This window comes from Saccharopolyspora shandongensis (genome assembly GCF_900106995.1).
GTDB lineage: Bacteria > Actinomycetota > Actinomycetes > Mycobacteriales > Pseudonocardiaceae > Saccharopolyspora > Saccharopolyspora shandongensis.
Map to the genome: position 1 here is coordinate 132,135 of NZ_FNOK01000007.1, position 12,011 is coordinate 144,145.

Annotated in this window: 14 protein-coding genes; 10 read left to right on the plus strand and 4 right to left on the minus strand. The window is 71.6% G+C overall.

Going from position 1 to position 12,011, the window contains the following annotated elements; all coding sequences use genetic code 11:
* Positions 1–10: 10 nt before the first annotated feature.
* Positions 11–1,624 carry a Na+/H+ antiporter gene (locus tag BLW84_RS10060; RefSeq protein WP_093264065.1) on the minus strand — a complete coding sequence of 538 codons (1,614 nt, stop codon included), beginning with the start codon at positions 1,622–1,624 and terminating at the stop codon, positions 11–13.
* Positions 1,625–1,794: 170 nt separating this feature from the next.
* A complete protein-coding gene (locus tag BLW84_RS10065; protein WP_093264068.1) occupies positions 1,795–2,904 on the minus strand; it encodes a glycerophosphodiester phosphodiesterase in 1,110 nt (369 codons plus the stop codon).
* Positions 2,905–3,126: 222 nt separating this feature from the next.
* On the opposite strand from BLW84_RS10065, the gene purD reads away from it, so the two are divergent.
* The 6 genes from purD to BLW84_RS47380 all read left to right on the plus strand — a co-directional run bounded on the left by purD (position 3,127) and on the right by BLW84_RS47380 (position 7,648).
* Entirely contained in the window at positions 3,127–4,389 is a 1,263-nt protein-coding gene (purD, locus tag BLW84_RS10070) for a phosphoribosylamine--glycine ligase (protein ID WP_093264070.1), read from the plus strand.
* Positions 4,390–4,533: 144 nt separating this feature from the next.
* Complete coding sequence (locus BLW84_RS10075; protein ID WP_093264073.1) at positions 4,534–4,833, plus strand: hypothetical protein; 300 nt, start codon at positions 4,534–4,536, stop codon at positions 4,831–4,833.
* Positions 4,834–4,845: 12 nt separating this feature from the next.
* Positions 4,846–6,024: a transglycosylase SLT domain-containing protein gene (locus BLW84_RS10080; protein WP_093264076.1), complete on the plus strand. Its 1,179-nt coding sequence runs from the start codon at positions 4,846–4,848 to the stop codon at positions 6,022–6,024.
* Positions 6,005–6,178, plus strand: coding sequence for a hypothetical protein (locus BLW84_RS47375; RefSeq protein WP_177226383.1), 174 nt, complete (start codon positions 6,005–6,007; stop codon positions 6,176–6,178). The genes BLW84_RS10080 and BLW84_RS47375 overlap by 20 nt, the downstream gene beginning before the upstream one ends.
* 4 nt (positions 6,179–6,182) lie before the next feature.
* Positions 6,183–7,352, plus strand: a complete 1,170-nt coding sequence (locus tag BLW84_RS10085) for a pyridoxal phosphate-dependent aminotransferase (protein WP_093264078.1) — start codon at positions 6,183–6,185, stop codon at positions 7,350–7,352.
* 131 nt (positions 7,353–7,483) lie between these two features.
* Complete coding sequence (locus BLW84_RS47380) at positions 7,484–7,648, plus strand: hypothetical protein (protein WP_177226384.1); 165 nt, start codon at positions 7,484–7,486, stop codon at positions 7,646–7,648.
* 69 nt (positions 7,649–7,717) lie between these two features.
* Here BLW84_RS47380 and BLW84_RS10090 read toward each other — a convergent pair whose 3' ends face one another.
* Both BLW84_RS10090 and BLW84_RS10095 read right to left on the minus strand, forming a co-directional pair.
* Positions 7,718–8,317: an HAD family hydrolase gene (locus tag BLW84_RS10090; protein WP_093264081.1), complete on the minus strand. Its 600-nt coding sequence runs from the start codon at positions 8,315–8,317 to the stop codon at positions 7,718–7,720.
* A 20-nt stretch (positions 8,318–8,337) separates the two neighbouring features.
* Positions 8,338–9,360: a threonine aldolase family protein gene (locus tag BLW84_RS10095; RefSeq protein WP_093264336.1), complete on the minus strand. Its 1,023-nt coding sequence runs from the start codon at positions 9,358–9,360 to the stop codon at positions 8,338–8,340.
* Positions 9,361–9,522: 162 nt separating this feature from the next.
* Between BLW84_RS10095 and BLW84_RS10100 the strand changes: the two genes are divergently transcribed.
* The 4 genes from BLW84_RS10100 (at position 9,523) to BLW84_RS10115 (ending at position 11,968) form a co-directional block, all read left to right on the plus strand.
* Positions 9,523–10,038 (plus strand): SigE family RNA polymerase sigma factor, encoded by a 516-nt coding sequence (locus tag BLW84_RS10100; protein WP_093264083.1) that lies wholly within the window; start codon positions 9,523–9,525, stop codon positions 10,036–10,038.
* A gap of 14 nt (positions 10,039–10,052) precedes the next feature.
* A complete protein-coding gene (locus tag BLW84_RS10105) occupies positions 10,053–10,700 on the plus strand; it encodes a hypothetical protein (protein ID WP_093264086.1) in 648 nt (215 codons plus the stop codon).
* A 228-nt stretch (positions 10,701–10,928) separates the two neighbouring features.
* A complete protein-coding gene (locus tag BLW84_RS10110) occupies positions 10,929–11,252 on the plus strand; it encodes a DMT family transporter (RefSeq protein WP_093264338.1) in 324 nt (107 codons plus the stop codon).
* Between the two features lie 131 nt (positions 11,253–11,383).
* Complete coding sequence (locus tag BLW84_RS10115) at positions 11,384–11,968, plus strand: TetR/AcrR family transcriptional regulator (protein ID WP_093264088.1); 585 nt, start codon at positions 11,384–11,386, stop codon at positions 11,966–11,968.
* Positions 11,969–12,011: the final 43 nt, after the last annotated feature.

Consider the following 12,011-nt stretch of genomic DNA (forward strand, 5'->3'; position numbering starts at 1 on the left):
CCGCGGTTGATCAGCGGTTGCGCCAGGAGCTGTCGATGGCGGCTTCCTGGAGGTCCAGTTCGCGCAGGACGCGGCGCAGCACCTCGTCGTCGACGTTGCCCGCGTCCCGTGCGTCGGCCATCGCCGACCGCTGCACCTCGATCAGCTCGCGGCGCAGGTCGGAGAACGTCTTGCTCGCCGTGTCCGCCCGCTCGTCGGGCGTGCGCCCGACCTGCTCCGCCGCGGCCATCCCCTGGTGCTCCACCAGGGCCTTCATCCGGCCGATCATCCGGTCGAAGTCCTCGTGGCTGGCGTGCAGGTCCGCGGGCGTGAGCTCGTCCAGGTAGCTCAGAGCGGCGTTGGTCGCGGTCACCCGCGCCTCCGCCTCCGCCTGGTCGTCGCGCGCGGCCTCCGCCGGATCGGCGATGTCGAGCTTCCGCATCAGCCACGGCAGCGTGGTGCCCTGCAGCAGGATGGTGCCGACCGCGATCACGAACGCGATGAACTGGATCAGCTCGCGCGCCGGGAACGGCGCGCCGGTGCCGGTGGTGTGCGGGATCGCGCCCGCGGCCGCGAGCGTGACCACGCCGCGCATCCCGGCCCACGACAGCACGGTCGTGCGCCGCCACCGGACGCCGCGCCTGGTGGTGGTGGCCAGCAGGTGCGCCAGGCCGGGCAGGTAGTTGGAGCCGAACATCCACAGGATCCGCACCGCGATCGTCGCGGCCAGGATGATCAGCGCGGACGCGAGCACCATGCCGAGGTTGAGCCCGGAGGTGACGATGGCGGTGATGACGGTCTGCAGCTGCAGCCCGATGTAGGCGAACACCAGGCTTTCCAGCAGCAGGTTGATCGACGCCCAGACGGTGTGCTCCTGCAGGCGTCCGGCGGCCCGCGCCCGCGGCTGGTTGTGGCCGACGTACAGCCCGGCGGTGACCACCGCGAGCACGCCGGAGCCGTACAGCTGCTCGGCGGTGAGGTAGGCGATGAACGGCACGAGCACGCCCAGCACGGTCGCCACCTGCACGTCCGGCACGCGGGTGCGGGCGACCTGCGCGAGCATCCCGAACACCAGCCCGAGGCCGACGCCGACCACCACGGCCAGCACGAACACCAGCGCGCCCTGCGCCAGGGTCGGCGTGGTGCCGACGACCGCGGCGATCGCCATCCGGTAGATGGTCAGCGCCGCCGCGTCGTTGATCAGGCTTTCGCCGCCGAGGACCGTCATCATGCCGCGCGGCAGCTTCAGCTGGCGGCCGATCGCGGCGGCGGTGACCGCGTCCGGCGGCGCGATGACCGCGCCGAGCACGATCGCCGAGTTCAGCGGCAGTTCCGGGATCAGCGTGAAGGCCAGCCAACCGACCAGTAACGACGTGGCGACGACCTGCAGCACGCCGTGGTGCACGATCGGCGCGATCCGGGCCCGGAAGTTCGTGTAGGAGCTCTCCAGCGCGGCGGCGTACAGCAGCGGCGGGAGCACGACGGTCAGCAGCAGCTCCGGATCGATCTCCAGCCGCGCGGTGCCGGGGATCAGCGAAACGACCAGGCCGACCAGGACCAGCAGCAGCGGGGCGGCGATCTCGCGGCTGCGCGCGACCGCGGTGACCAGCAGGGCACCGATCAGCACGAGCAGCAGTTGGGCCACCAGGCACCTCCGTCCATCATGGACAGGCTAGGTGGGCGGATCGCTCGGCGCGGCCCGAGGCTCCGGCGGCAGGTTCTGCTGAAACTGCGCCCGAAACCAGAGGGAACCGCCGAAACCAGGGGGACCGCAGTTTCAATTGAAACTGCGGTCCCCCTGGGTCGGAACGGTCGTCAGCGGCCGGCGAACTCGTCGCGGGCGGTGACCGCGATGTCCGGGTGGTCGCTGAAGATGCCGTCGATGCCCTGCTCGAACAGCGCCCGGAAGAAGCCGAAGGCGTCGCCGAAGGCGGCCGGGTCGGCCGAGGAGCGGAAGTCCGCGGGCAGGAACTTGTTCTCCGCCCGGACCGTGTAGGGCACCACCTCGAGGCCGGCCGCGTGGGCGTCGGCGACGACGGTGGTCGGCGCGGTGAGGAAGCCGTCGGCGTTCACCGGCAGGATCACCTTGGTGTCCGGGCCGATCACGTCGGCGTAGGTCGCGATCTCCCGCAGGCCCGCCGGCTTGACCAGGTCGGCGTAGGTGCGCGGGTCGCCGGCCTCGACGAAGTCCTGCGGCGCACCGGAGTTGCTGATCAGCTGCACGAGCTGCACCCGCAGCGACCGGTCGAGCTGCTTGAGGTTGGCCACCTCGAAGGACTGCACGGCGACCTTGGCGTTCGGCCGGTTCAGGTCGTTGCGGGTCAGCGCCTCGACCACGCCGGGTTCCAGCGCCAGGCCGAGCTTGGCGAAGTAGCTGGGGTGCTTGGTCTCCGGGGCGACGCCGATGTCGCGGCGGAGCTCCTGGGACAGCCGGGCGCGCAGGTCCAGGACCTCCTGGAACGTCGGCACCTCGTAGCGGCCGTCGTAGATCGTGTTGTTCGGCCGGACGTCCGGGATGCGCTCCTTGGCGCGCAGCGTCTTGAGCTCCGCGAGGGTGAAGTCCTCGGTGAACCAGCCGGTGATCGAGCTGCCGTCGATGACCTTGGTGGTCTTGCGGCCGGCGAACTCGGGGTGCTCGGCGACGTCGGTGGTGCCGCTGATCTCGTTCTCGTGCCGCGCGACCAGCACGCCGTCCTTTGTGGACACAAGGTCGGGCTCGATGTAGTCGGCGCCCATCCGGGCGGCCAGCTCGTAGGAGGCCAGCGTGTGCTCCGGTCGGTATCCGGAGGCGCCGCGGTGCCCGAAGACCGCCACCTGGTCGGTGTCGTGCGGCTGGTTCGGTGCGGCGATGGCGGGCGCGGTGATCAGCCCAAGCGCCGCTGCGCCCGCGACGGACAGCGCCGTCAGGCGTACCCGGATGGTCATGTGCCCTCCTGTGTCTCGCGCAGCATGTCGATCAACGCTGCACATTCGGGCAAAACACTGACCGCCGCAATCGACCATTCGCGCAAGGCCGGGCAACCCCGCGACAACGGCCGGGTGAACTACCGGGATGGACCGGATGAGCTACCCCCGGCGAGGCATTCGCGTCAAAAAGGGCGGGGGCACCGCCGACGTGGCCTGCCGCACGCTCTACGCTCACGGCTTGTGCGAATCCTCGTGATCGGTGGCGGTGGCCGGGAACACGCGATCGTGCTGGCGCTGTCCCGCGACCCGTCCGTGACCGCGCTGGCCTGCGCGCCGGGCAACGCCGGCACCGCTGCGCTCGCCGAGACCTACGGCGTCGACGTCGCGAAGCCGGCCGACGTGGCCGAGCTGGCCACCAAGTGGAAAGCCGACCTCGTCGTGTTCGGCCCGGAGACGCCGCTGGTCGCGGGCGCGTCCGACGCCGTCCGGGCGGCGGGCATCGCCTGCTTCGGCCCGTCGAAGGCCGCCGCGCGCATCGAAGGCTCGAAGGCGTTCGCCAAGGACGTCATGCTCGCGGCCGGGGTGCCGACCGCGCACAGCGAAGTGGTCGACAACCCGGCGAAGCTGGACGCCGCGCTGGCCCACTTCGGCCCCACCTGGGTGGTCAAGGACGACGGTCTGGCCGCGGGCAAGGGCGTGCTGGTGACCGGCGACTTCGACGCGGCGCGCGTGCACGCGCTCAAGCTGCTCGACGGCGGGCACCCGGTGCTGCTGGAGTCGTTCCTGGACGGCCCCGAGGCCTCGCTGTTCTGCCTGGTCGACGGCACGACGGTGGTTCCGCTGCTGCCCGCGCAGGACTTCAAGCGCGTCGGCGACGGCGACGCGGGCCCGAACACCGGCGGCATGGGCGCCTACGCGCCGCTGCCGTGGGCGCCGGACGACCTGGTGGAGAACGTGGTGCGCACCATCGTGCAGCCCACGGTCGACGAGCTGGCGAGCCGCGGCACGCCGTTCTCCGGACTGCTGTACGCCGGGCTGGCGCTGACCTCCAGCGGCCCGCAGGTGATCGAGTTCAACTGCCGCTTCGGCGACCCCGAGACCCAGGCCGTGCTGTCGCTGCTCAACACCCCGCTGGCGTCGTTGTTCAACGCCGTCGCGCGCGGTGAGCTCGCCGAGCAGCCGCCGCTGGAGTGGGAGCCCGGCGCCGCGGTGACCGTCGTGATCGCCGCCGAGGGCTACCCCGGGCGGCCGCGCATCGACGACGTGATCCAGGGCGGCGACGCGCAGGGCATCCTGCACTCCGGCACCCGCCGCCGCGAGGACGGCGCGGTGCTGTCCGCCGGCGGCCGCGTGCTGTCGGTCGTGGCCACCGGTGAAGACCTGGCGTCGGCCCGCGAGGCGGCGTACGGCCGGGTCGCCGGTGTGCACCTGCCCGGCTCGCACTACCGCACCGACATCGCGCTTCGCGCGGTCGAGGGCGAGATCGCCATCCCGAGCTCCTGACCAAAACGGAAACTTCGGTGAAAACCGCCCGGTAATGGGGGAAACCCCGCCGCCGGGCGGTTTTTTCTGGTGTTCTTGCTCTGGCCGCGGAGAACCGCGGGGACCCGCCGTCGGAGGTGCGGGGGCGAGCACTAGGAGGCGTCTGTGACGCAGGCGGGCTACAACCTGGAAGCCATGGAGGACTGCCGGGCGTCGGTCGACGGCAAGGCCGGGCCGGTCGGGGCGGTGGGGGACGGCTTCGAGGGTCAGCACGTCGACGCCGCGATCTTCGGCGAGCTGGAGGCGGCCGGGTCGTTCGCGTCCGCGATCACCGAGTTCGACGCGACCGGCAAGCGCGAGTTCGACGCCGCCGAGCAGCTGCTGCGCAGCGTCAGCGGCGCGCTGGACGCGGTGCGGACCACCGTCGACGAGACCGACCGGGCGAACGTCGAATCATTCCGCTGAGCTGGGGATCTGATGGGGATTTCGGGAGAGGTGGCGAGCAAGCCCGGTGGGGGCGAGCTCGCCGAGCAGCTGCGCAAGATCGAGAACAGCAGGCCGGCGGACATCCGCGCGATCGGCGCCCGCTGGCGCGACGCGGCCGGCCGCACCGGCGACCACGGCAACGACCTCGGCCAGGCGGTGCGCGGTCTCGACGGGGCGTGGGAGGGCGCGTCCGCGGACGCCTTCGTCGGCTACATGGGCAAGGTGACCGGCGGGTTCGACAAGGCCCGCGAGGCGCTGCAGAACTCCGCCGACGTGCTGGACCGGGCGGCGCAGGGCGTGCAGTCCGCCAAGGACGAGGTCAACGCGATCGGCGAGCGGGCGCTGTCGGACGCCAAGGCCGCCGAGGACGCGTACCAGAAGGAGATCGCGGGAGCGGGCGACGACGCGGCCAAGGAAGAGGCGGCGCGCCGGCGCGACGACGCCATCACCAAGGCCATGAAGGAGCACGCCCGGGAGGCCAAGGGCAAGATCGACGACGCGAACGCGAAGCTCGGCGCGGCGCTGGGCGAGTTGCGCGGCGCCGGGGCCGGGCTGACCGGCGCGTTCTCCTCGTTGCCGAAGGCGGGCGAGCAGCCGTTCACGCCGGCCCCCGGCAGGCAGGTCGACTGGGACATGACGCCGCCCGCGGAGACCAAGCAGCAGTCGAGCACGCCCGGCGGCGAGTCGAGCTCGTCCGGTGGCTCGGGCGGTTCCGGAGGCAGTGGCGGCGGCAGTGGCGGCGGCGGTGAGTCCGGTGGGGGCGGTGGCGGCCTCGGGCCGAGCGGTGGCCCGCCCAGTGGTGGCCCGCCGCCCGGCAACGTCGAGGAGTGGATCCGCGAGGCCATCAAGATCTTGCAGGCCAACGGCGTCCCGGTCACCGAGGACAACATCGACGAGATCTGGACGATCATCCAGAAGGAGTCGGGCGGCAACCCGCACGCGATCAACGACTGGGACTCCAACGCGGCGAAGGGAACGCCGTCGAAGGGCCTGATGCAGTGCATCGACCCGACGTTCCAGGCGCACAAGCTCCCCGGGCACGACGACATCTACAACCCGGTGGACAACATCATCGCGGGTGTTCGCTACACCTTCGACCGCTACGGCGGTTTCGAGGGGCACCCGGGCCTGAAGTCGATGGCCGGCGGCGGTGGCTACCAGGGCTACTGATCGGGTTCGCCCGGCGGACCGGCTGGGGCTGTCGAGGTTCCTGGTGCGGCTGCCGTTCGTGGTGGCCAACGGTGCCGGGCTGATCGTGGACGTTCGCCAAGACGGACTGACCGGGGCCTGGGCGTCCGGGCGACTCCTGCGCCTGGCACGCTGAGCACATGCTCGATCCTGCGGTTCTGGGTGTCGCGCGGCGCGCCGACGTCGCTCCTTTCCATGTCATGGAGGTCCTGTCCGCTGCCGCCGCGCGGCAGCGGACGAAGGGCGACGTGGTCTCGCTGGCCGCCGGCCAGCCGGCCACGCCCGCGCCGAAGGCCGTGCGCGACGCTGCCGCGCAGGCCATGCACCACCACGCGCTCGGCTACACCGAGCAGCTCGGCCTGCCCGAGCTGCGCGAATCGATCGCCGGGCACTACGACCGCGCCTACGGCCTGGCGGTGCAGGCCGACGACGTCGTCGTGACCACCGGCGCCTCCGGTGCCTTCCTGCTCGCGTTCCTCAGCGCATTCGACGCCGGGGACCGCGTCGCGCTGGCCCGCCCCGGCTACCCGGCCTACCGGAACATCCTGGCCGCGCTGGGCTGCGAGGTCGTCGAGCTGCCGTGCGACGAGACGACCCGCTTCCAGCCGACCGTGGAGATGCTGGACGCGCTCGACGAGCCGGTGCAGGGGCTGGTCGTGGCGAGCCCGGCGAACCCGACCGGCACCGTGCTCTCCCGCGACGAGCTGGCCGGGCTGGCGCGGTGGTGCGGGGCCAACGGCGTGCAGCTGATCAGCGACGAGATCTACCACGGCCTCAGCTACGGCGATCCGCTGCACTCGGCCTGGGAGTTCTCCCGCGAGGCCATCGCGGTGAACTCGTTCTCCAAGTTCTGGTCGATGACCGGCTGGCGGCTGGGCTGGATGCTGGTGCCGCCGCGGCTGCATCGCGCGGTCGACTCGCTGACCGGGAACTTCACGCTCTGCCCGCCCGCGCTGTCCCAGCACGGCGCGGTCGCGGCGTTCTCGCCCGACGCCTACGCCGAGGTCGACGCGCACGTCGAGCGCTATCGCACGAACCGGGAGCTGCTGCTGAGCGGCCTCGGCGAGCTCGGCATCACCCGGGTCGCCCCGGCCGACGGTGCGTTCTACGCCTGGGCGGACATCGGGCACCTCACCGACGACGCGACGGGGTTCTGCCGGCGGCTGCTGGACGAGACCGGGGTGGCGGTGGTGCCGGGCGTCGACTTCGACCCGGTGCTGGGCAACCGCTTCGTGCGCCTGTCCTTCGCGGGCAGCACCGAGGACATCGCCGAAGCCCTGGACCGGCTGGCCAGCTGGCTCCCCCGCTGAGCACCTCCGCCGGGGCCTCCGGGAAGCCCTGAGTTTTCCCCGGTATCGGCTTCGACGGGCCGATTCGGGCCGACGATCTGGCAGGCTGGGTGTAGGACGGGGAACGACGCGGGCGAGCTGAGGTGCGTGCGATGGTGTGGAAAGTGATCGGCGGACTGCTGCTGCTGTGGCTGGTGATCTCGGTGGCGGGCTTCGTCATCAAGGGGCTGTTCTGGCTCGCCGTCATCGGTGGCGTGCTGTTCGTCGCCACCGCCGCGATCGGCTGGGCCCGGGACCGCAAGCAGATCAAACCCTGAACCACTCTGTGCGGAGAGAGGGCGCCTTCGGTCTGGACGAAGGCGCCCTTCTCGCATGAGGGGCCCGGGTCAGGGCAGGATGCCGTGGGTCCGGAGGGTTGCGCGGGCCGCGTCCGCGCCCTGCCAGCGCTCCGCGTGGAGACCCGCTTCGCGGGCGCCGTCCACGTTCTCCTGCCGGTCGTCGAAGAACAGGCACTCCGTCGCCGGTGCGTCGAGCGTTTCGAGCAGCACCCGGTAGATCGCCACGTCCGGCTTCGCCAAGCGCAGGTCTCCCGAGAAGATCAGTTGCTTGAACAGCCTCGCCCAGCTCTCCTGCTCCGCCGCGCGCCCGAACGACGAAGGCGCGTTGGACAGCACCGCCATCGTGACGCCCTGCCGGTGCAGATCTTCCAGCAGCTGCAGGGTTTCCGGCGCGGTCTCCAGCCAGCCGCCGACGTCGGCGCGGGTCAGCCGCGCGGACAGCTCGCCGTCGACGTCCTTGCCCAGCCGCGCCGCGACCGCCCGCCAGTAATCCACATCGGACAAGCCCCAGTCGTAGGCGAGGCGCTCGGCGAAGTAGGCCTGCTCGAACTCCGGTGGCTCGGCCCCGAGCAGCGCCGCGATGGCGGGCAGCGCAGCCGTCCGCCGGCTGATCACCTCGCCGTAGTCGAACACGATCCAACGCACCACGAGTCCTCCAAGTGGGAGTCCTACAGCCGGGCTTCGCCGATCCTGCGGAGCACTTCCTCGATCTCGGTCTTGGACACGTCGCGGTGCGTCACGAACCGGACCTGCCCGCTCATCGGCACCGCCCGCACCCCGATCGCCTGCAAGCGTCGCAGGGTCAGCTGCACGTCCGGAACCGCCGCGAGAACGATGTTGGTCTGCGGCGCGGTGACGGCCCACCCGAGCTCGGTGAGCCCATCGGCGAGCGCGCGGGCGTTGTCGTGGTCCTCGGCGAGCGCGTCGAGGCGGTCCAGCGCGACGAGTCCGGCCGCGGCGAGCACGCCGCCCTGCCGGACGCCGCCGCCGAGCATCTTGCGCACCCGGCGGGCCTCGCCGATGAATTCCTCGCTGCCCGCGACGACGGAGCCGACCGGCGCGCCGAGCCCCTTGCTCAGGCAGGCCTGCACGGTGTCGACGCCGACGGTCAGCGCGGCCGGCGGGACGCCGAGCGCGACCGAGGCGTTCCAGAGCCGGGCGCCGTCGAGGTGGACCTTCAGGCCGCCGTCGCGCGCGGCCGACGCGAGCATGACGTGCTCGTCCGGCGGGATGACCGCGCCGCCCGCGCCGTTGTGCGTGTTCTCCAGGCACAACAGCGTGGTGTGCAGCATGTCGTAGGCCGCTGCGCCGCCCAGCTGGGCCCGCACCGCCTCAGCCGTCGGGCGCCCCGGTCCGGCGCTCCAGTCCAGTGGTTCCGGCATGCCGCCGGCCAGCCAGGCGGCGGAGCCGAGCTCGTGGTTCAGCACGTGGGCGCCGCGCGGCGCGAGGAACCGGTCCCCGCGTTTCAGGTGCAGCATCAGGGCGATCAGGTTGCCCATCGTGCCGCTGGGCACCCACAGCGCGGCGGCGGTGCCGAGCAGTTGCGCAGCGCGTTCTTCGAGCGTGCGCATCGTCGGGTCGTGGTCGAGCACGTCGTCGCCGACTTCGGCCGCGGCCATGGCCGCGGACATCCGCTCGTCGGGACGCGTGACCGTGTCGGAACGGAGGTCGATCGGTGCCGTGTTGGTCACGAACAGATCACACCACACCGGCACCGGGTTCGGGCAGCAACCCTGCTGACACCGCTGCGGTGACTGCGGTATCAATCACAGGTGGATCGCCGAGGCCGTGCAACGGCCGGGGCCGGCGATTCCGTCCGTACAGGTGCAGGCACAACGAGCGGAGAGTTCCGCGTGGACCAGCGCGAGGAGCAGGAGTTCGCGGAGTACTTCGCGGCTCGGCGAGAGGCGGTGCGTCGAATGGCGTACATGATGTGCGGCGATTGGCACCGCGCGGACGATCTCGCCCAGACCGCGTTCATCGCGTTGCACCGGCACTGGCGCAAAGTCCGCGACAAGGGCGCGCTGGACGCGTACGTGCGGCGCACCCTGACCCGCGCGGTGATCGACGAGTCCCGGCGGCCGTGGCGGCGGGAGCGCGCCGCGGAGGTGTTGCCGGACCGGCCGGTGGACTCGCCGGACGTGGACAACTCGGTGGCGACCAAGCAGACCCTGCTCGCGGGCCTGCAGAAGGTGCCGCCGAAGCAGCGGGCCGTGTTGGTGCTGCGGTTCCTCGAGGGATTGGACGTCGCGGGGGTGGCGGCAGTCATGAAGTGCAGCGAAGGCAACGTGAAGAGCCAGTGCGCCCGGGGGTTGGCGGCGTTGCGGGAAGCGCTGGGCGATGAGCTCGGCGACCTGCGGTCGGCGTGAGGAGGTGGGGGTAGGTGGACGAACGCAAGCTCGAGGAGCTGTTCCGCGATTCGGTGCAGGCCGTGCCTCCGTCGTCGTTCGACGAGAGCGACGTGGCGCGGGCATCGCGGCGGATCACGGCGCGCCGCCGGATGGCGGCGTTGGGCGGCACGGTGGTCGCGGCCGCCGTGCTGGTGGGTGGTGTCGGAGTGGGCACCGGTCTGTTCGGGTCGTCGTCGACCAGCAACTTCGCGAGTGAGCCGGAGACCGCGTCGAGCTCCCCGCGCATCGACGGGCCGGGCGTCCTGGGTGACCGCTCGGGCCGGTGCGGGCCGGACGCGCAGCTCGTGGCGGCGGTGACCAAGCAGCTGCCGGAGGCGGCTGGGACGGCGCCGGTCGTTCCGGACCCGTGTCCGTCCGGCGCGAAGACGGCTTCGTTCCTGCTGCGCGACGGGTCGTCGACGGGCAGCGTCACGGTGATCGTGAGCCCGGTGGGCGCGGTGTCGCCGGAGCAGTCGACGCCCGGCGACGTGCGGCGCCCGGACGGCACCGAGCAGTCGGTGCGCAAGGCGCGCAGCGGCAAGCTGGTCGTCGTGCTCAGCGATCCGGACGCCGGCTCTCCGGCGGCGCCGTACGGCACGCGGATCGCGTCGATCGCGGGCGGCCTGGCCGACCAGTTCTGATCTCCGCTCCGGCGCCGCCTGCGCCCGTGAGTGCTTTCGGCTGCCCGGTCAGCTGAACCAGTTCATCTGCTTTGACCTGCGAAAACAATCCCGGCTGTTCCCTCGTGTCCGGCGTGTGGTGTCATCGCTCACCAGAACGGTACGACTGTACCAAATTATTGGTACGTTAGTACCAGACAGCGGGTGAGCGGCCCGGCTGCCGGATCGAGGGAAGGGCGACCAGAAATGATGGCCTGGATCATTCTGATGGTTTCGGGAGTTTTCGAGGCGGGTTGGGCGATCTCGCTCAAGCTCTCGCACGGCTTCAGCCGGCTGATCCCGACGGTGTCGTTCTTCGTGCTGGCCGCCATCAGCTTCGCGGGCCTGGCGTACGCGATGCGGACGCTGCCCGCAGGCCCCGCGTACGCGGTGTGGACCGGCATCGGCGCCGCGCTGACGGCGATCATCGGCATGGTCTGGCTGGGCGACGGCGTGTCCGCGCTGAAGCTGGTCTCGATCGTGCTGATCGTCGCCGGCGTGATCGGCCTGAACCTGGCGGGCGCCAGCCACTGACCTCCGCGGTACCTCGTGAGATCGCGCGGACCGGACGAGTCGTGAGCGGTGGTGGTCGCCCCGGCGGCCGTTGCCGTTCACGACCGTTCGTGTGACCACCCCGTGCTCGCTGACGAATAGGATCGGCAGACATGACAGCGGCCAGTACTCCGAAGGGCGAGCGGCGGCGGCATGCCCTGGTCGTGGCTGCCGCGCAGCTGCTGGCCGAGGGCGGCTTCGAAGCCGTGCGGCATCGTGCGGTCGCCGAGCGAGCCGGGCTGCCGCTGGCCTCCACCACCTACTACTTCTCGTCGCTGGACGACCTGGTCAGCGCCGCCGTCGAGTACGAGTCGCGGCAGGAGCTCGCCACCGGCCGGGCCCGGCTCGACGAGCTCGCCGAGCGCCCGCGAGGCACTGACGCAGTGATCGAGCTGCTGCTGGACCTCCTGCTGGGCACGGGGTCGCGCGACGGCGGCGCGGAGCCGGTGCTGCTGCGCTACGAGCGGCTGGTCGGCTCGCCGCGCCGCCCCTACCTGGCGCCGCTGATGCGCGAGCTCAGCGCCGAACTGCACGAGCTGCTCGCGGAGATCTTCGCCCGCAGCGGCATGGAGGTCGGCCGCGAACGGCTGCTCGAACTGATCGCGCTGGTGGACGGCGCGGTGGTGAACGCGCTGATCGAAAGCGACCCGGATCCCCGCGGCGCGGCGCGGCGGATGCTGCGTTCTCAGCTCGGCTGAGATGCACTTTCTACAAGCGGCGGTAGCCGCTTGCGGTGTGGGA

Bases quoted from the DNA above. Each gene is read 5' to 3' on its own strand.
- BLW84_RS10085 (WP_093264078.1), top strand. From the start codon at position 6,183: ATGCTCGATCCTGCGGTTCTGGGTGTCGCGCGGCGCGCCGACGTCGCT.
- BLW84_RS10110 (WP_093264338.1), top strand. From the start codon at position 10,929: ATGGCCTGGATCATTCTGATGGTTTCGGGAGTTTTCGAGGCGGGTTGG.
- BLW84_RS10115 (WP_093264088.1), top strand. From the start codon at position 11,384: ATGACAGCGGCCAGTACTCCGAAGGGCGAGCGGCGGCGGCATGCCCTG.
- BLW84_RS10080 (WP_093264076.1), top strand. From the start codon at position 4,846: ATGGGGATTTCGGGAGAGGTGGCGAGCAAGCCCGGTGGGGGCGAGCTC.
- BLW84_RS10065 (WP_093264068.1), bottom strand. From the start codon at position 2,904: ATGACCATCCGGGTACGCCTGACGGCGCTGTCCGTCGCGGGCGCAGCG.
- BLW84_RS47380 (WP_177226384.1), top strand. From the start codon at position 7,484: ATGGTGTGGAAAGTGATCGGCGGACTGCTGCTGCTGTGGCTGGTGATC.